Origin of the sequence: Xanthomonas euroxanthea (assembly GCF_903989455.1) — a bacterium.
GTDB lineage: Bacteria > Pseudomonadota > Gammaproteobacteria > Xanthomonadales > Xanthomonadaceae > Xanthomonas > Xanthomonas euroxanthea.
Genome location: NZ_LR861803.1, coordinates 3,027,865 through 3,045,184, shown reverse-complemented (window position 1 = coordinate 3,045,184; position 17,320 = coordinate 3,027,865). Strand labels below are relative to the sequence as shown.

General features: G+C 67.0%; 15 protein-coding genes. 12 read left to right on the top strand and 3 right to left on the bottom strand.

The window, feature by feature from the left end; genetic code table 11:
• The first annotated feature begins 2 nt into the window (after nucleotides 1-2).
• The 12 genes from H7A86_RS12720 to H7A86_RS12665 all read left to right on the top strand — a co-directional run bounded on the left by H7A86_RS12720 (nucleotide 3) and on the right by H7A86_RS12665 (nucleotide 11,973).
• Entirely contained in the window at nucleotides 3-1,487 is a 1,485-nt protein-coding gene (locus H7A86_RS12720; protein ID WP_180707878.1) for a lipopolysaccharide biosynthesis protein, read from the top strand.
• 64 nt (nucleotides 1,488-1,551) lie between these two features.
• Nucleotides 1,552-2,751 carry a GumK N-terminal domain-containing glycosyltransferase gene (locus tag H7A86_RS12715; protein ID WP_104582016.1) on the top strand — a complete coding sequence of 400 codons (1,200 nt, stop codon included), beginning with the start codon at nucleotides 1,552-1,554 and terminating at the stop codon, nucleotides 2,749-2,751.
• Between the two features lie 36 nt (nucleotides 2,752-2,787).
• Nucleotides 2,788-3,582 carry a polysaccharide pyruvyl transferase family protein gene (locus H7A86_RS12710; RefSeq protein WP_119131348.1) on the top strand — a complete coding sequence of 265 codons (795 nt, stop codon included), beginning with the start codon at nucleotides 2,788-2,790 and terminating at the stop codon, nucleotides 3,580-3,582.
• 4 nt (nucleotides 3,583-3,586) lie between these two features.
• Nucleotides 3,587-4,378: a WecB/TagA/CpsF family glycosyltransferase gene (locus H7A86_RS12705; protein ID WP_119131349.1), complete on the top strand. Its 792-nt coding sequence runs from the start codon at nucleotides 3,587-3,589 to the stop codon at nucleotides 4,376-4,378.
• A gap of 35 nt (nucleotides 4,379-4,413) precedes the next feature.
• The gene (locus tag H7A86_RS12700) at nucleotides 4,414-4,875 is read left to right on the top strand and encodes a cupin domain-containing protein (protein ID WP_119131350.1); all 462 of its coding nucleotides are present in this window, start codon (nucleotides 4,414-4,416) and stop codon (nucleotides 4,873-4,875) included.
• Between the two features lie 91 nt (nucleotides 4,876-4,966).
• Entirely contained in the window at nucleotides 4,967-5,986 is a 1,020-nt protein-coding gene (locus H7A86_RS12695) for a TraB/GumN family protein (protein ID WP_180707877.1), read from the top strand.
• Nucleotides 5,987-6,121: 135 nt separating this feature from the next.
• Entirely contained in the window at nucleotides 6,122-7,153 is a 1,032-nt protein-coding gene (locus H7A86_RS12690) for a 3-oxoacyl-[acyl-carrier-protein] synthase III C-terminal domain-containing protein (protein ID WP_180707876.1), read from the top strand.
• A gap of 35 nt (nucleotides 7,154-7,188) precedes the next feature.
• Nucleotides 7,189-8,037 (top strand): MBL fold metallo-hydrolase, encoded by an 849-nt coding sequence (locus H7A86_RS12685; RefSeq protein ID WP_119131352.1) that lies wholly within the window; start codon nucleotides 7,189-7,191, stop codon nucleotides 8,035-8,037.
• The gene (locus tag H7A86_RS12680; RefSeq protein ID WP_119131526.1) at nucleotides 8,034-8,993 is read left to right on the top strand and encodes an NAD-dependent epimerase/dehydratase family protein; all 960 of its coding nucleotides are present in this window, start codon (nucleotides 8,034-8,036) and stop codon (nucleotides 8,991-8,993) included. The genes H7A86_RS12685 and H7A86_RS12680 overlap by 4 nt, the downstream gene beginning before the upstream one ends.
• Nucleotides 8,984-10,138, top strand: coding sequence for a glycosyltransferase (locus H7A86_RS12675; protein ID WP_119131527.1), 1,155 nt, complete (start codon nucleotides 8,984-8,986; stop codon nucleotides 10,136-10,138). The genes H7A86_RS12680 and H7A86_RS12675 overlap by 10 nt, the downstream gene beginning before the upstream one ends.
• Nucleotides 10,116-10,727, top strand: a complete 612-nt coding sequence (locus H7A86_RS12670) for a hypothetical protein (RefSeq protein WP_119131353.1) — start codon at nucleotides 10,116-10,118, stop codon at nucleotides 10,725-10,727. Before H7A86_RS12675 ends, H7A86_RS12670 begins: the two co-directional genes overlap by 23 nt.
• Nucleotides 10,717-11,973 (top strand): glycosyltransferase, encoded by a 1,257-nt coding sequence (locus H7A86_RS12665; protein WP_119131354.1) that lies wholly within the window; start codon nucleotides 10,717-10,719, stop codon nucleotides 11,971-11,973. The genes H7A86_RS12670 and H7A86_RS12665 overlap by 11 nt, the downstream gene beginning before the upstream one ends.
• 135 nt (nucleotides 11,974-12,108) lie before the next feature.
• Here the strand turns inward: H7A86_RS12665 and dxs are convergent, their stop codons facing one another.
• The 3 genes from dxs to H7A86_RS12650 all read right to left on the bottom strand — a co-directional run bounded on the left by dxs (nucleotide 12,109) and on the right by H7A86_RS12650 (nucleotide 17,319).
• Nucleotides 12,109-14,025 carry a 1-deoxy-D-xylulose-5-phosphate synthase gene (dxs, locus tag H7A86_RS12660; RefSeq protein ID WP_115677728.1) on the bottom strand — a complete coding sequence of 639 codons (1,917 nt, stop codon included), beginning with the start codon at nucleotides 14,023-14,025 and terminating at the stop codon, nucleotides 12,109-12,111.
• Nucleotides 14,026-14,418: 393 nt separating this feature from the next.
• Nucleotides 14,419-15,075 (bottom strand): HNH endonuclease, encoded by a 657-nt coding sequence (locus H7A86_RS12655; protein ID WP_053045183.1) that lies wholly within the window; start codon nucleotides 15,073-15,075, stop codon nucleotides 14,419-14,421.
• 450 nt (nucleotides 15,076-15,525) lie between these two features.
• The gene (locus tag H7A86_RS12650) at nucleotides 15,526-17,319 is read right to left on the bottom strand and encodes an acyl-CoA dehydrogenase C-terminal domain-containing protein (RefSeq protein ID WP_119131355.1); all 1,794 of its coding nucleotides are present in this window, start codon (nucleotides 17,317-17,319) and stop codon (nucleotides 15,526-15,528) included.
• Between the last annotated feature and the right edge of the window lies 1 nt (nucleotide 17,320).

Sequence of the window (17,320 nt, the reverse complement as noted above, 5' to 3'; positions counted from 1 at the left end):
CGATGAATCCCCCCACGCCGCCGCCACAGCGCAGCCTCGGTTCGCGCGCTGCCGGTGGCGCAGCGGTGACCATGATCGGCCAGTCGGCCAAGATGGTCGTGCAGTTCGGCGGCATCATCCTGCTGGCGCGTCTGCTGACGCCTTACGACTACGGCCTGCTGGCGATGGTCACCGCCATTGTCGGTGCGGCCGAGATCCTGCGCGATTTCGGCCTGTCTGCCGCTGCCGTGCAGGCCAAGCATGTCAGCCGCGAGCAACGCGACAACCTGTTCTGGATCAACAGCGGCATCGGCTTGTCGCTGTCGGTGGTGGTGTACGCCTCCGCCCATGTGATTGCCAACTTCTACAAAGAACCGGCGCTGGTGACGATTTCCCAGGCGCTGGCGGTGACCTTCCTGATCAACGGCATGACCACGCAGTACCGCGCGCATTTGAGCCGCGGATTGCGGTTTGGCCAGGTTGCGCTCAGCGATGTGGGGTCGCAGGTGCTGGGCCTGGGTGCGGCCGTCGCTGCTGCCTTGCTGGGTTGGGGATACTGGGCGCTGGTGGTGCAGCAGGTGGTGCAGGCGGTGGTCAATCTGGTCATCGCCGCCAGCTGCGCGCGCTGGTTGCCGGGCGGCTATCAGCGCTCGGCGCCGATGCGTGACTTCATGAGCTTCGGCTGGAACCTGATGGCCGCACAGCTGCTGGGCTATGCCAGCCGCAACGTCGGCCAGGTCATCATCGGTTGGCGTACCGGCCCGGACGCACTGGGCCTGTACAACCGCGCGTTCCAGTTGCTGATGATGCCGCTGAACCAGATCAACGCGCCTGCCACCAGCGTGGCGTTGCCGGTGCTATCGCAGCTGCAGGACGACCGCGAACGCTTCAGCGCCTTCCTGCTGCGCGGGCAGACGGTGATGGTGCATCTGATCGTGGCGCTGTTCGCCTTCGCCTGTGCGCTGGCCATGCCGCTGATCGTGCTGGTGCTCGGTGAGCAGTGGCGCGAGGCCGTGCCCCTGTTTCAGGTGCTGACGCTGGGCGGTATCTTCCAGACGGCGTCCTATGCAACCTACTGGGTGTTCCTTGCCAGGGGCCTGATGCGCGCGCAGTTGCTGTTCTCGCTGGTGAGCCGCATCGTGCTGATCGGCTGCATCTTCGTCGGCTCGCGCTGGGGCGCGATGGGCGTGGCAATCGGCTATTCGTTCGGTCTGCTGGTGACCTGGCCGTTGTCGCTGGTCTGGGTCGGCAAGATCTCCGACGCGCCGGTGGGCGCGCTGTTCACCAACGCGGTGCGCGCGATGACTGCGTATGGCGTGGCGGGGGGATGCGCGTATTACGCCTCCATCACCGTCGGTGGCCCGCTATGGCAGCAACTGGCCGTCGGTGCGGCCACGATGGCGGCGGTCTGCCTGCTGGCGTTGGCGATCTGGCCGGCATTCCGTCGCGACGTGATTGCCATCCTCAATATCCGCAAGTTGCTGAAGCAGGCCAAGGCACGCCAATGAGATCGACGTTGCCTACGCCTGCGTTCGTGCATGCTTTCCCCCACTCATTCATAGGACACGGCCCATGAGCGATACACCCGCCGCCGCTTCCGGCATTCGCCGGCCTTGCTATCTGGTCTTGTCCGCCCACGATTACCGCACGCCACGGCGCGCCAATATCCATTTCATCACCGATCAGCTCGCGCTACGCGGCACCACGCGGTTTTTCTCGCTGCGCTATAGCCGGCTGTCGCGCATGAAGGGCGATATGCGGCTGCCGCTGGACGACACCGCAAATACCGTGGTCTCGCACAAGGGCGTGGAATGCTATCTGTGGCGCACGACGGTGCATCCGTTCAACACGCGCCGCGCCTGGCTGCGCGCTGTCGAAGATGCGATGTTCCGGTGGTATGCCGCGCACCCGCCGCGCCAGTTGCTGGACTGGATGCGCGAGGCGGATGTGATCGTGTTCGAAAGCGGTATCGCGGTGGCCTTCATCGAGCTGGCCAAGCGCGTCAATCCGGCAGCCAAGCTGGTCTATCGCGCCTCCGATGGACTGAGCACGATCAACGTCGCGTCCTATATCGAGCGCGAGTTCGACCGGGTTGCACCGACGCTGGATGTGATCGCACTGGTGTCGCCGGCAATGGCGGAGGAAGTGGCAAGCCGCGACAACGTGTACCACGTCGGTCACGGGGTGGACCACAACCTGGATCAGCTGGGCGACCCGTCGCCGTATGGCGAGGGCATCCATGCAGTCGCGGTGGGCTCGATGTTGTTCGATCCGGAGTTCTTCGTGGTGGCCAGCAAGGCGTTCCCGCAGGTCACCTTCCATGTGATCGGCTCGGGCATGGGCCGGCACCCCGGTTACGGCGACAACGTGGTGGTCTATGGCGAGATGAAGCACGCCGAGACCATCGGCTACATCAAGCACGCCCGTTTCGGGATCGCACCTTATGCATCCGAGCAGGTGCCGGTGTATCTGGCCGATAGTTCGATGAAGCTGTTGCAATACGATTTCTTCGGCCTGCCTGCGGTGTGTCCGAATGCCGTCGTCGGGCCGTATCAATCGCGTTTCGGCTACACTCCCGGCAATGCTGAGTCGGTCATTGCGGCCATCAGTCTCGCGCTGGAAGCACCGCGCGTGCGTTACCGCCAATGCCTGAATTGGTCCGACACCACCGACCGCGTACTCAATCCCGGTGCGTACCCGGAAACCCGTTTGTACCCGCAGCCAGATGGCGCAGCTGTGCGTGCTTCTTCCGAGGCCGCGCTCTCGCACTGATGCGGCGCACCCAACTTTAGAAGGAGACTGCTCGTTATGGCCAATGCTTTGCTGCAGAAATGGATCGAACATGCGGAACGCCGTGCCTTGTTCTGGTGGCAGCCGAAGAATGCCGGCGTCAACATGGGCGATCATCTGTCCAAGGTGATTGTGTCCTGTGTGCTCTCCCTGCAGGACAAGACGCTGATCGAGAAGCGCGATCTCAGCAAGAAACTGATCGCCATCGGTTCGGTGCTGCATTTTGCCAAGGACGGCGACACCGTCTGGGGCAGCGGCATCAACGGCAAGATTCCCGCCGAGCGCAATACTTTCAGCACGCTGGATGTGCGCGCAGTGCGTGGGCCGAAGACGCGGCAGTTCCTGCTCGACCGCGGGATCGCGGTGCCGGAGGTGTATGGCGATCCCGGTCTGCTGACACCGATGTTCTTCCCCGCCGATGCGCTGGGAACGGCGAACAAGCGCCCCTTCGCCATCGTTCCGCATTTCAACGAGCCGGTCGAGAAGTACAGCGCGTACGCCGATCATCTGGTGTTTCCCAACGTCAAGCCCGCGACGTTCATGACTGCGCTGCTGGGTGCCGAGCTGGTGATCAGCAGTTCGCTGCACGGGTTGATTCTTGCCGAGGCCTACGGGATTCCGGCGGTGTACCTGGACTGGGGCAACGGCGAGGATCGTTTCAAGTACGACGACTACTACAACGGCACCGGACGCATGCAGTGGCGCTCGGGCAACAGCGTGGAAGAATGCCTGCAGCTCGGTGGCAACGGCGACTTCGACCTGGAAAAACTGCAGGCCGGGCTGCTGGCCGCGTTTCCTTACGACCTTTGGTGATTCGATGATGCAGGGCCGGCACGTGGATACGGAGACGACAGCAACCGCCAGCGCCGCCACGCAAGGCGTGGTGATTCCGCTTGGCGGATTTCCGGTGCTCTCCACCACGCAGGAAGCGTTTGCACTGGAGTTGTTTCACGCATTGGCCGCCCGGCAACCACGCCGGGTGTTTTTTGCCAACACCAATTTCATCGTGCAGTGCCAGGCACTGCGGCTGCGCATGCGCGAGCCCAGCGTGCGCATCGTCAATGACGGCATTGGCATGGACCTGGCGGCCCGCCTGATCCATGGCCGCCGCTTTGCCGGCAACCTCAATGGCACCGACCTGATTCCGTATCTGTGCCGTGAAGCGGCGCAGCCGCTCAAGTTCTTCCTGCTCGGCGGTCGCCCGGGCGTGGGCAAGACCGCTGCCGCGACCTTGACCGGCACCCTGGGCCAGCAGGTGGTGGGCATGTGCGACGGCTACGGCGAATTTGCCGCCGCCGGCGAGGGCCTGGCCGAGCGCATCAATCGTTCGGGCGCCGATGTGCTGCTGGTGGCCTTCGGCAACCCGCTGCAGGAGCGCTGGATCCTGGATCATGGCCAGGCCTTGAACGTGCCGCTGGTCTTCGGGGTCGGTGCGTTGCTGGATTTCCTGTCCGGCACCGCCAAACGTGCGCCGGATTGGGTGCGGCGCCTGCATATGGAGTGGATGTACCGGCTGCTCAACGAGCCGCGTCGTCTGCTCAAGCGCTACAGCTGGGACCTGCTGGTGTTCTTCCGCACCTGCCTGCGTGCGGGCAAGCATCTGCCGTGATGCACGTGTGGCGTTGGCTGGCTTAGCATGTACGCATGCATCCGACCGCCGCCACCCTGATCCGTTCGCTCGAACTCGCCCCGCATCCGGAGGGCGGGCATTTCCGACGGGTGTATGCGTCCGCGCGCCAGGTGACCGATGGCGGCCAGCCGCGCCCGGCGCTGACTGCCATCCGCTTCCTGCTTGCTGCCGGCGAATCCAGCGCCTGGCATCGCGTGGATGCGGAAGAAAGCTGGCATTGGCAGCAGGGCGATGCGCTGGAGCTGTCGATCTACGACGAGGCCAGCGGACTGCTGCAACGCCTGATCCTGGATGCCGCCGGGCGCGGCGAGCCGATGCACGTGGTGCCGGCGGGGTGCTGGCAGGCGGCGCGGTCGCTGGGTGATTTCACCCTGGTGGGCTGCACGGTCTCGCCGGGGTTCGTCTGGGAGGGCTTCGCACTGCTCGACGGCGCCTCGCCGCTGGCTGCGCACCTGGCCAGCCTGGAGCCACGCTGAGCCAGCGACGACGGCGGTGTCGAACGTTTCCCTAACGCGGCCAGGGCCGGCTTGGCGTAGTGTCCGCGTCTCACACAGGGGGCGAGACGTGATGCGAGGCCAGCGGGCGGTATGCGGCGTGGGAGCGATGCTGGTGTCGTTGCTGGCGGCGGCCAGCGCTGGCGCGAAGCCGCAGCTGGCCGCGCCTTCACCACCGGCCGTGGTCGAGCTGGAAGCGATGGTGGTGCGCGGCGTGCAGCCCGGGCCGGGCTTGTGGAAGGTCAGCAAGGGCGATCATGTGCTGTGGATCCTGGGCACCGTGTCGCCGCTGCCGAAGCGGCTGCAGTGGCAGTCCACCGAGGTGGAAACGATCATCGCCCAGTCGCAGCAGGTGCTGATGGCACCGACCGTCCAGATCGATGCGGACATGGGATTCTTCGGCAAACTGACCCTGCTGCCCTCGGCGATGAAGGCGATGAAGAACGAAGACGGCCGCCAGCTGCGCGAGCTGCTGCCGGCCGAGCTGTATGCACGCTGGTCGGTTGCCAAGGCGCGTTATCTCGGCAGCGATCGCGGGGTGGAGCGCAAGCGCCCGATGCTTGCCGCCGGGGAGTTGTATCAGGCGGCGATCAAGCGTTCCGGCCTGGCGCGCTCGCCGGTGATCTGGTCGGTGGTGGAGCGTGCCGCCAAGCGCGCCGGGATCAAGCCGACCCCCACCGCGCTGGATTACAAGATCGCCGACCCACGCCAGGCCATCAAGGAGTTCCGCGCCGGCGGCATGGACGACACCGCGTGCTTTCGCAGCATCCTGGTCACCATCGAGCGCGACCTGCCCACGATGGTCGAGCGCGCCAACGCCTGGTCGGTGGGCGATATCGAGGCACTGCGCCAGTTGCCACGCGAAGATCCGCAAGCGGCCTGCATGAGTGCCATGGCCAGTTCCGGCGCCGCCAGGAAGCGCGGGATCGACGATCTGGAACGGCGCATGCGCGAGCACTGGCTGGGCATCGCCACCACCGCGCTGCAACGCAATCGCAGCACCTTCGCGGTGCTGCCGATCAGCCGGCTGACCGCGGCCGATGGCTATCTGGCGCGCTTGCAGGCGCTGGGGTACGCGGTGGAAGCGCCCTGAAACGTGGGCACGCATGCGTGGCGATCGTCGGCTGGAACGAGGTGGTGAGCGGCTGAGCGCTCGCCGTCCTCGCCGGCAGGCGCTGCGCACTGCGCGATCCGGCGACCGATCGGCTCGGCCCGCGTCCGCCACGGTATGCTGCGCGCCTTGTCCAACGAGACCTCCGTGTTGAACGCATTGCCGCTGCGCATCCTGGGCACCGGGCGCCATGTCCCCGCGACGGAGGTGACCTCGCAACAGCTGGATCAACGCTGGCAGCTGCCGGCGGGCACCACCTTCGCACGCTCGGGGGTGGCCACGCGCCATTACGTGGGCGAGGGCGAGACGGCCTCGTCGATGGGTGCGGCGGCGGCGGCCCAGGCGCTGGCAAGCGCGGGCATCGACGCCGATCAGATCGATTGCCTGATCTCGGCCTGCAGCGTCATGGAGCAGCCGATTCCCTGCCAGGCGGTGTTGATCCAGCGCGCGCTCGGGCTGGGCGATTCGGGCATTCCTGCCTTCGACGTCAACGCGACCTGCCTGAGCTTTCTGGTGGCCCTGGACATGGCCGCCAATGCGTTGGCGCTCGGGCGCTACCGATGCGTGTTGATCGTCTCCAGCGAGGTGGCATCGGGTGGGCTGGATGCGTCGACGCCGGCCACGGCCGGCTTGTTCGGCGATGGGGCGGCTGCGGTGGTCGTGACGCGCAGCGCCGCCGATGATGGCTCGGCACTGCTGTCCAGCCGCCTGGCCAGCTACGGCGATGGCGCGGAGCTGTGCCGCATCCGCGGCGGCGGCACGCGCTATCCGCGTGGCGAAGAGCAGGCGCCCGATGCCTTGCGCAGCTTCAGCATGGATGGGCGTGGCGCCTACCGGTTCGCTGCACGCCAGCTGCCTGCATTCTGGGAACAACTGCTGCGCGAGGCCGGCACCACCACGGCAGCGTTGCGCTGCCTGGTGCCGCACCAGGCCTCCGGCGGCGGCCTGGAGCACGTGGTACAGGCGCTGGGGCTGCGCCCCGACCAGGTGGTTCGCATCCTGCAGGACACCGGCAACCAGGTCGCCGCATCGCTGCCGCATGCCTTGCATCACGCCCGGGTCGAGCAACGCCTGCAGCGCGGCGATCTGTTCGCGCTGCTCGGCACCGGTGCCGGGCTGGCGATCGGCGGCATGGTGTTGCGGTACTAGGGCATGTGCGCATGCTCCGACCAGGTCGCGCGCTGATGCCGCCGCGCGTGTCGCTCGAGTTGCTGCGTATCGGCCATTGCCGCCACTGCGAGCGCATGGTGCGTGCGGACGGCCACTGGCATGCGGTGGAATTCCCCGCGTTGAGCGTGCTGATCCGGCATCCGCAGCGGGGTGCGCTGTTGTACGACACCGGGTATGCCGCGCATTTCTTCCGCGCGACCGATCCCTGGCCCGAGCGTCTGTATCGCTGGACTACGCCGGTGCGCCTGCCCGCGCACGAAACGCTGGGCGCTCAACTGGCACGCCGCGGCGTGCAGCTGGAGGAGATCGCCTGGTGCCTGATCTCGCACTTCCATGCCGACCATGTCGGCGGCCTGCGCGATCTGCCGAACGCCCGTTTCATCTGCCTGCGTGCCGACTATCAGCAGCTGCGTGCCTGTTCACGCGTCGGCGGCCTGCGGCGTGCCTTGTTGCCGCAGCTGCTCCCTGAAGATTTCGATCGGCGCCTGCAGTTTGCCGAGCAGGCACCGGTGCGCGCGCTGACCGGCGCCTGGCAGGGCCTGGGCGCGGCCTACGATCTGTTCGACGACGGCAGCGTGCTGGCGGTACCCTTGCCCGGGCACGTACCCGGGCAGATGGGCCTGTGGTTGCGCGACCAGCACGACCGCGAGGTGTTGCTGTGCGCCGATGCGGTGTGGTCGTCGGCAACCTGGGCGACGCTGCAGTGGCCTGCCTGGCCCACGCGTTTGGTGATGCACGATTGGCACGCGTTCCGGCGCACCGTGCAGCAATTGCATGCGCTGTCGCTTGCCCATCCCGAGTTGGCCATCCTGCCTTCGCATTGCCAACCCAGTCTTGACCGTTATCAACCGGAGTGGCGATGAGCCTGCGTATTCTCGTGACCGGCGCATCCGGCTTTGTCGGTGGTTCCTTCCTGCGACGTTTTCAGGGGCAGCCGGGTGTGGAGATCCACGGCATCGGTCGTCGTGCCAGTGATCTGCCCAACTACCATCGCATCGACCTGAGCCAGCCGTTCGCGCTGCAGTGGCAGCCGGATGTGGTGATCCACGCCGCGGCCTTGGCCTCGCCGTGGGGCACGCGTGCGCAATTCCAGCAGCACAACGTCCAGGCCACCGCCAACGTCATCGACTTCTGCAAGCGTCACGGCTGCCCGCGTCTGCTGTATGTGTCGTCCAGTTCGGTGTTCTATCGCGAGGCGCATCAATACGCCCTCAGCGAGGACAGCCCGATCGGGCCGGCGTTCGTCAACACCTATGCGCAGACCAAGTACCTTGGCGAAATGCTGCTGGAGCACTATCCGGGCGACACCTGCGTGCTGCGCCCGCGTGCGGTGTTCGGGCCGGGCGACACGGTGCTGTTCCCGCGCGTGATCGCCGCTGCGCGCAAGGGGGCGCTGCCACGCTTCGTCGGCCAGACGCAGCCGGTAATCGGCGACCTGATCTACATCGATACGCTGTGCGATTACCTCTATCGCGCGGCGACGGCGCCGCAGTTGCAGCCGGCCTACAACCTCACCAACGCGCAGCCGGTGGATCTGCAGCAGCTGTTGCTGGACCTGCTCACGCGCCTGCAGCTGCCGCTGCCGCGACGCGAGGTGCGCATCGCCACTGCGCTGCGCATGGCCAGCGTGGTGGAGGCGGCATATCGCGTGCTGCGCCTGCGCGGCGAACCGCCGATCACCCGCTTTGGCGTGGGCGCGTTCGCCTATTCCAAGACCTTCGATCCACGACGCACGCTCGCCGACCTCGGTCCTCCCAGCGTCAGTCTGGAACAGGGCATCGAGGCATTCGTGCGTTGGCAGGCGGCGCAGTGGGCGTAGTCGTTCCGTTAGTGGCAGCCACCTATCTGGCGGTGCTGATGGTCAAGACGGCTGCGGTGCTGTGGGTGATGCGTGGGGCACGCGCGCTGCCATCGGGGGGCGCCATCGCACCCCAGGCCGAGGTGGCGATCCTGCAGCCGGTGCTGGGCGGCGACGCGCACTTGCAGCAGGTGCTTGCCGCCAACCTGCAAGCGCTGCCGGACGCGCAGTTTTTCTGGTTGCTGGATGCAGACGATGGCCCGGGAAATGCCGTTGCCGGCGCCTTGGTGGCGCTGCATCCGCATGTACGTATCGCGCGCATGCAGGTGCCGGCCGCGCCAGCCGGGATCAATCCCAAGGCCTGGAAGCTCGACCACGCGCTGGCGCATGTGCAGGCGCCGATCAGCCTGATCCTCGACGACGATGCACAACTGGGCGCCGGCGCGCTCGCACGTTTGCTGCAGGATCTGGCCGATGCCGATGTGGTGACTGCATTGCCGTACTACCAGGACGGCAGCACGCTGGCGGGCCGGCTGTTGTCGCAGTTCGTCAACAACAATGCGGCGCTGACCTATCTGGGCTGGCTGCCGTTCGCCGCGCCGTTGACCATCAACGGCATGTGCTATGCCGCGCGGACCGAGCAACTGCGCGCCTGGGGCGGGTTTGCCGCGTTGCTCGAGCAGCTCACCGACGATCTGGCCGTCGCCACGTTGGTACGCGAGCGCGGCGGGCGGCTGCACCAATCCGTCGCGCCGGTGGCGATGCGCACTGCGATCCCGGATCTGGCCAGCTACGCACGCCAGATGCATCGATGGATGTTGTTCGCGTCGATCCTGCTGCGTCGGCAGACAGTGGGCGTGGGCCTGGCCATCGGCCTGCTGCAGGGGCTGCCGCCGTTGTTGCTGCTGGCCTTGCTGGGGTGTGCCTGCGTGCAGGCGACCTGGCCGGCAGTGGCCGGCGTGCTGTGCACCGTGCTGCTGCGTGCGCTGCTGCTGTGCCTGGTGCAATGGCGGGTAACCGGTTCGGTGCGCCACCGTCCGTTGCTGTCGGTCGTCGCGGAGTGCCTGCAGCCGCTGCATCTGCTGCATGCTGTGCTGGTGCGCACGATCCGCTGGCGTACCCGGCGTTACCGCGTGTTGCCGGATGGACGTTTCCGTGCGGACTGACGGCGCCAGCGTGCAGGTCGCCTTTCTCACCGGGCAAAGCGATCCGGAGCGCTGTGCGTTGAGCGGGGAACAACAGCAGTTTCTGCACCAGCTGCAAGGCGCGGGCCGGCGGCTGATCGACTGCAATTATCCGTATCGCTCCGCTGGCCCACCGCACCGGCGCACACCGCTGTGGCGCGCCAGCGTGTGCAACGCGCGTCAGTATCTGGCCGCACGCGGCGCACGCGTCGCAGACGCCGATCGCATGCGCGTGGCGGCGCTGCTGGAACAGGCGCCGAGGACGGTGCTGTTGGCCGGCAGTTGTGGCCTGCAGCTGCTGACCGCGTTGCAGCTGCCGCAGGCGTTGCGCGCGCGTCTTGCCGTGTTTGCCTATGGGCCAGTGTGCACTGCGCCTGCAACGTTCGGACAGTTGCGCATCGTCCAGGGCCGTGGCGACTGGATCTCGCGCCTGCTGTTCGGCGCTGCGCCCGATCTGAGGCCGGCATGCGGGCATCTGCACTATCTGCGCGATGCAACGGTGCTGGCCGAGTGCCAGGCCTTTATCGCGCAGATCGAGCAGGCAGTGCAGGGGAGTGACCATGCGCATTGATCTGGTCGCACCCCCGTATAGCGGCCATCTGCATCCGATTCTGGCGATCGCCCTGCAGCTGGCGCCGCATCACGAGGTCCACGTCATCAGTACGCCGGCGGCACTGGCGCGCATCCATGCCTGCGGGCTGAGCGGCGTCAGCGTGCTGGACGCGCAAGCCGACCGGCAACTGCGCGAGATCGCCAATCCGCCGTATGCGGTGGGCCACAATCCCCTGCGGCTGCGCCGCCAGTTGCACCAAGCGCTTGGCCTGATGGCGCGGCTGGGCGATGCGGTACGGCAGCGCTGGCGCGACCGTAGGCCGGACCTGGTGATCGCCGATTTCACCTTGCCCAGCGCGGGATTGGCGGCACAGGCGATGGGCATCGCCTGGTGGACCAGCATGCCGTCGCCATGCGTGATCGAAACCGTCGACGGGCCGCCGGCGTATTTCGGTGGTCTGCTTCCGGCATCCACGGCACGGCAGCGGATCTGGCATGCCATGGCGCGGCGGCTGACGCGTGGATTCAAACGGAGCCTGCACCTGTGTTACCGCGGTCAGATGCGCGCAGCCGGATTGCCGGCGATCTATCGCAGCGATCGCAGCGAGGCGGTGTATTCGCCACACTGCATCCTGGCCCTGGGGCTGCCGTCGTTCGAGCTGGCCCGGCGCTGGCCTGCGGCAGTGCGCTTCGTTGGGCCGCAGCTGTGCACTCCGCCATCGACGGTTGCGCCGCCGCAGTTCGTCCCCGGTCGTCGGCACGTGCTGGTGACGCTGGGCACGCACCTGCAGTGGGTCAAGCAGCGGATGGATCAGGTGCTGCGTGCGGTGGCCGTGCAGTTCCCGCAGGTGATCTTCCACTTCAGCGATGGCGATACCGCCGCGCCGCCAGCGCAGGTGCACGGCAACTACCAGCGCCTGCCGTACGTGGACTACGCACGGCAGCTGCATCGCTACGACTTGGTCGTCCACCATGGCGGTGCCGGCATCCTGTATGCCTGCCTGGCCGCAGGGCTGCCGTCGATCGTCTATCCGCTGGATTACGACCAGTTCGACCACGCCGCGCGCCTGCACAGCGCAGCTGCGTCGTGGTGGCTGCGCGAGCTGGATGACCTGCCTGCGTTGTTGCGCCAGGCGCTTGCTGCCACCGGGGTGCCGGCGGGTGTGGGTAGATTGCAGGCAGAACTACGCGACATCGAGGCGCAGGCGCGCATCGTGCGGCTGGTGGATGCATTTGCACGCACCGGCGCGGTGCCGCAGATCTGAGGCCTCATCGGGCGGATCGGTCACACCCGGCGGCAATCCATCAGCGTCAACACGTGGCGCACGGCATTGCCGGGACCGGCAGGCGATTTTCCAACCGCCTGCCGCGCCTACCGCTGCGTGCAACCAGCGCAGGCCTCAGCCTGCAGCCGCATTCCGCGAGGGCGCCTTGCCTGCCATCAACTGCGGCCAGCGCTTGAGCACGGCGGCGCGGATGCCGGCCTGGTCGATGCCGGCTTCGGCCAGCAGGTCTTCGCGGCTGGCGTGGTGCTGGAAGCTGTCCGGCAGGCCCAGGTGCAGCATCGGCAGGGTGACCGCTTCGGCGTTGAGCAGTTCTGCCACGCCCGAGCCGGCGCCGCCGGCAACGACATTGTCTTCGATGGTGACGAAGCCTTCGTGGCTGCTGGCCAGCTCCAGCAGCATGGCCTTGTCGAGCGGTTTGACGAAGCGCATGTTGACCACGGTCAGGCCAAGCTCGCGGCCGACCGCTTCGGCCGCGTCCACGCTTGCGCCAAAGCCCAGCAGGGCGATACGTGTGCCACTGTGGCGCAGCTGCGCCTTGCCGATCGGCAGGGTGGTCAGCGAGGCGTCCAGGGCCACGCCCGGGCCGGTGCCGCGCGGGTAGCGCACGGCCGCCGGGCCTTCGTAACGCACGCCGGTGGTCAGCATCTGACGGCATTCGGCCTCGTCGGCCGGCGCCATCACCACCATGTGCGGGACGCAGCGCAGGAAGCTCAGATCCAGGTTGCCGGCGTGGGTGGCGCCATCTGGGCCGACCACGCCGCCGCGGTCGATCGCAAACAGCACGTCGAGCTTCTGCACCGCCACGTCGTGCACCAGCTGGTCGTAGCCGCGCTGCAGGAAGGTGGAGTAGATCGCCACCACCGGTTTGGCGCCTTGCGTGGCCATGCCGGCGGCCAGCGTCACCGCATGCTGCTCGGCGATCGCCACGTCGAAATAGCGCTGCGGATATTCCTTGCTGAAACGCACCAGGCCCGAGCCTTCGCGCATCGCCGGGGTGATCACCAGCAGCCTGGGTTCGGCCGCGGCCATGTCGCAGACCCAGTCGCTGAAGACATCGGTATAGGTCGGCTTCTTGGCGCCGGTCTTGGCAACCAGGCCCTTGCTCGGGTCGAACGGGCCGACGGCGTGGTAGCCGATCTGGTCGCCTTCGGCCAGTTCGTAGCCCTTGCCCTTGGTGGTGATGACGTGCAGCAGCTGCGGGCCCTTGAGGGTCTTGAGCGTCTTCAGCGCGCCGACCAGGCCGGGCAGGTCATGGCCGTCGATCGGGCCGGTGTAGTGAAAGCCCATTTCCTCGAACAGCGTGGACGGCACGAACATGCCTTTCCAGTGTTCTTCCCAGCGCCGCACGAAGCGCGCGGTGGGGTTGTTCTTCTTGTCGCCGAGGATCTTCTTGCCGCCCTCGCGGATCGCATTGAGGGTGCGGCTGCCGCTGGCACGCCCCAGCATCTTGGTCAGCCCGCCGACCGCTTCGGAGATCGACATGCGGTTGTCGTTGAGGATCACCAGCAGGTTCGGCTCCGGGTCCATGCCGCCGGCGTGGTTGAGTGCCTCGTAGACCATGCCGGCGGTCATCGCGCCGTCGCCGATCACCGCCACCACCTTGCGCTCGTCGCCACTGCGCTGCGCGGCGATCGCCATGCCCAGCGCAGCCGAGATCGAGGTCGAGGAATGCCCGACGCCGAAGGTGTCGTAGATGCTCTCTTCGCGCTTGGGGAACGGCGCTACGCCGTCCTTCTGCTTGACCGTGTGGATCTGGTCGCGGCGGCCGGTGAGGATCTTGTGCGGATAGGTCTGGTGGCCCACGTCCCACACCAGCTGATCGACCGGGGTCTGATACAGGTAGTGCAGGGCGACGGTGAGTTCGATCACGCCCAGGCCGGCCGCAAAATGCCCGCCGCTCTTGCCCACCGATTCGATGAGGTAGGCGCGCAGCTCCTCGGCGATCGCGGTGAGATCGGCCTCGTCGAAAGTGCGCAGATCGTCGGGGGTCTGGATGCGGGACAGGCGCGGATAGCGGGTGGAGTCGATCATCATCGTGTCAATGTTCTGAAGCCGTATTGTCCTCCCCATGCGAAGGCCCGGCAAGCAAACCGGTTCAGCTGTCAGCGGGAAGTGACGGTTGGGCACGGTCGGCAGTGCAGGCGCGTGGGTTGCATCCTTGGCGCAGGTGCGGCAATCCGCCGCACCCGGGTCGAAGGGCCTGTGACACTGGCCAGCGAGGCTGCGTGGCCGTGCGATGTGCAGGCTGGCCGGGTCGCCGTGAATGGTCGAGGAAGCGTCGGGGCTGCGCATTGCGTGGAGGCGCTGTGTGCTGCGTCGAGTCGACGCGCCCGCCGGTGCGCGCTGCCGCACATCGGTCGGACGATCCCACCGCCTGTCCCGGCGATCCATCCGGAGCGTTGTGTCGAGCCAGCGGGTAGCGACCTACAGCGACAGTTTCGAGCGCTTGGGCAACTGCGCGCGCAGGAACGCCATCTGGTCGGACAGGATGTTGCGGTTGGACAGGATCAGGTGCTCGATCCAGCTGGGGCGATAAGGCACGGCCAGCAGCGGCATATGCGCCTGCTGTGGCGTCCGGTTGGCCTTGCGCGAGTTGCACTGGAAGCAGGCGGTGACCACGTTCTCCCAGCTGTCGCGGCCACCCTTGGAGACCGGCATGACGTGATCGCGGGTCAGCTGCGGGCGACTGAAGTGCTGGCCGCAATACATGCACAACTGCGAGTCGCGCGCGAACAGGGCGGTGTTGCTGAGGGTCGGCGTCGGGTCCAGCGCGCGCGAACGGGCATGCCCGCGTGCGGCGATGATGGGATGCAATGCCAGCGTGCTGCGCTCGCCGGTGAGCCGCGACATGCCACCGTGGATCTCCATGCAGGGCTCGCCCAGGGTCCAGGACACCGCACCGCGTGCGTACAGGCAGGCGGCATCCTGCCAGTTGATCCAGTCCAGTACGCGACCATGCGCATCGAGCGAAAGCAGGCGCAAGGTGGGAAGTTGCTGGATTGCAGCGACAGCGCTGCCCGCGACCGGGGCTGAGGAGCCTCCGGGGACGATCACATCACCTGCGTGCGTGTCTGTCTCCATCGGGAAAACAGCTTATACCCGATCGTTGACAGTTTGTGTATCGCAGCGACGGGCCGTGGCGCGCTTATTGCAATCAAGGGATCAGCACGGCCCGCCCGGCCGCGATGCCGCCGTGCTGCGTGACCAGTCCTTGCGCGTTGAAAGCCTGGTTTAGCCGTAGGAGCGCACCCGGGCGCGAGGTTCGCCGATCGGTGATGCGCCGTCGCGGCCAGGTCCGCTCCTACGATAGCGGTGGAATCCTGTGAGGTTGCCGTAGGAGCGCACCCGGGCGCGAGGTTTCGCCGATCGGTGATGCCCGTCGCGGCCAGGTCCGCTCCTACGATAGCGGTGGAATCCTGTGAGGTTGCCGTAGGAGCGCACCCGGGCGCGACGTTCGCCGATCGGTAATGCGCCGTCGCGGCCAGGCCCGCTGCTACGACGGCGGCAGCCCGCCGCGAGGAGGGCGCTTGCTCAGGCTTCGCCGAACAGCTCCGCTTCTAGCGACATCAACGGGGCGGCGCCGCTGCGGATGGTGGCGGCATGGGCCAGCGTGCGTGGCAACACGCGTGCGAAGTAGAAGCGTGCGGTTTCGCGCTTGGCGCGTTTGAAGTCCTCGCTGTGCGCGGAGGCATCGGCCGCGGCCACGCTGCGTGCCCACCAGTACGCCAGCACCACGTAGCCGGAATAGAACAGGTAGTCGTAGCTGGCGGCACCGAGTTCGTCCGGATTGCGCGCGGCGCGATCGAGCACGTCGCGGGTCAGCATCGCCCACTCGCTGCACTTGTCGCGCAGCGGCTTGATGAACTCGGCCAGCGCTGCGTTGCCTTCCTGGGCATTGGCAAAGCTTTCCACATCGGCCAGGAACAGTTTCAATCCGGCCGCCTGGCTGGCAGCGGTCTTGCGGCCTATCAGATCCAGCGCCTGGATGCCGGTGGTGCCTTCGTAGATGGTGGTGATGCGTGCGTCGCGGGCCAGCTGCTCCATGCCGTATTCGCGGATGTAGCCATGGCCGCCGAAGCACTGCAGCGCGTGGTAGGTGTTCTCGATCGACCACTCGGTCTGGCAGGCCTTGGAGATCGGGGTGAGGAAGCTCACCAGGGTCTCGGCATCGGCGCGTTCCTGCTCGCTGGCGCCGCGGTGGGCCACGTCGACCAGGCTGGCGGCATGCAGTGCCAGCAGGCGGCTGCCTTCGGTCAGCGACTTGATGGTGAGCAGCATGCGGCGCACGTCCGGGTGCACGATGATCGGGTCGGCCGGTTTGTCGGGAAACCGGGCGCCGCTGAGCGCGCGCGACTGCAGACGTTCGCGGGTATAGCGCAGCGCGTTCTGATACGCCCGCTCGGACAGGCCGATGCCCTGCAGGCCGACGCTCAGGCGCGCAGTGTTCATCATCGTAAACATCGCCTGCAGGCCCTTGTGCGGCTGGCCGACCAGGTAGCCCTGCGCGCCTTCGAAGTTCATCACGCAGGTGACCGAGCCCTTGATGCCCATCTTGTGCTCGATCGAACCGCAGTGCAGCGCGTTGCGTTCGCCCACGTTGCCGTCGCGGTCCACCTTGAATTTGGGGGTGACGAACAGCGAGATGCCCTTGGCGCCGGCCGGTGCGTCCGGCAATTTGGCCAGCACCAGATGCACGATGTTGTCGGTGAGATCGTGCTCGCCGGCGGTGATGAAGATCTTGGTGCCGGTGATGGCGTAGCTGCCGTCGGCGTTGGGCTCGGCGCGGGTCTTGAGCAGGCCCAGGTCGGTGCCGCAATGCGGCTCGGTCAGGCACATGGTGCCGGTCCAGCGGCCGTCGATCAGCGGCTTGAGGAACACGTCCTGCTGCCAGGTTTCGCCGTGCTGGCGCAGCGCTTCCATCGCGCCATGCGAGAGCAGCGGGAAGTTGCCCCAGGCCAGGTTGGCGGCGTTGATCATTTCGCTCAACGGCACGCCCAGCGTGTGCGGCATGCCCTGGCCGCCGAATTGCGTCTCGGCGGTCAGCCCGTTCCAGCCGGCGCCAACGAACTGGTCGTAGGCGGCGCGGAAGCCGGGCGGGGTGGTCACCGCGTGGGTACTCTTGTCGAAGGCGCAGCCGATTTCGTCGCCGATGCTGTTGAGCGGCGCCAGCACCTGCGCGGTGAAGCGGCCGGCCTCTTCGAGTACGGCATCGATGATGTCGGTGCTGGCGTCGGCATAGCCGAGCCGGGCAAACAGGGCTTGCGCGCCGAGCACATCGTGCAGGGCGAAGCGGAAATCGGTCAGCGGGGCGGTGTAGCTGCTCATG

Coding starts and splice junctions, on each gene's coding strand:
- H7A86_RS12680 (WP_119131526.1), top strand. CDS start 8,034: ATGAGCCTGCGTATTCTCGTGACCGGCGCATCCGGCTTTGTCGGTGGT.
- H7A86_RS12720 (WP_180707878.1), top strand. CDS start 3: ATGAATCCCCCCACGCCGCCGCCACAGCGCAGCCTCGGTTCGCGCGCT.
- H7A86_RS12700 (WP_119131350.1), top strand. CDS start 4,414: ATGCATCCGACCGCCGCCACCCTGATCCGTTCGCTCGAACTCGCCCCG.
- H7A86_RS12685 (WP_119131352.1), top strand. CDS start 7,189: ATGCCGCCGCGCGTGTCGCTCGAGTTGCTGCGTATCGGCCATTGCCGC.
- H7A86_RS12665 (WP_119131354.1), top strand. CDS start 10,717: ATGCGCATTGATCTGGTCGCACCCCCGTATAGCGGCCATCTGCATCCG.
- H7A86_RS12710 (WP_119131348.1), top strand. CDS start 2,788: ATGGCCAATGCTTTGCTGCAGAAATGGATCGAACATGCGGAACGCCGT.
- dxs (WP_115677728.1), bottom strand. CDS start 14,025: ATGATCGACTCCACCCGCTATCCGCGCCTGTCCCGCATCCAGACCCCC.
- H7A86_RS12655 (WP_053045183.1), bottom strand. CDS start 15,075: ATGGAGACAGACACGCACGCAGGTGATGTGATCGTCCCCGGAGGCTCC.
- H7A86_RS12695 (WP_180707877.1), top strand. CDS start 4,967: ATGCGAGGCCAGCGGGCGGTATGCGGCGTGGGAGCGATGCTGGTGTCG.
- H7A86_RS12690 (WP_180707876.1), top strand. CDS start 6,122: ATGCTGCGCGCCTTGTCCAACGAGACCTCCGTGTTGAACGCATTGCCG.
- H7A86_RS12705 (WP_119131349.1), top strand. CDS start 3,587: ATGATGCAGGGCCGGCACGTGGATACGGAGACGACAGCAACCGCCAGC.
- H7A86_RS12670 (WP_119131353.1), top strand. CDS start 10,116: ATGGACGTTTCCGTGCGGACTGACGGCGCCAGCGTGCAGGTCGCCTTT.
- H7A86_RS12715 (WP_104582016.1), top strand. CDS start 1,552: ATGAGCGATACACCCGCCGCCGCTTCCGGCATTCGCCGGCCTTGCTAT.
- H7A86_RS12650 (WP_119131355.1), bottom strand. CDS start 17,319: ATGAGCAGCTACACCGCCCCGCTGACCGATTTCCGCTTCGCCCTGCAC.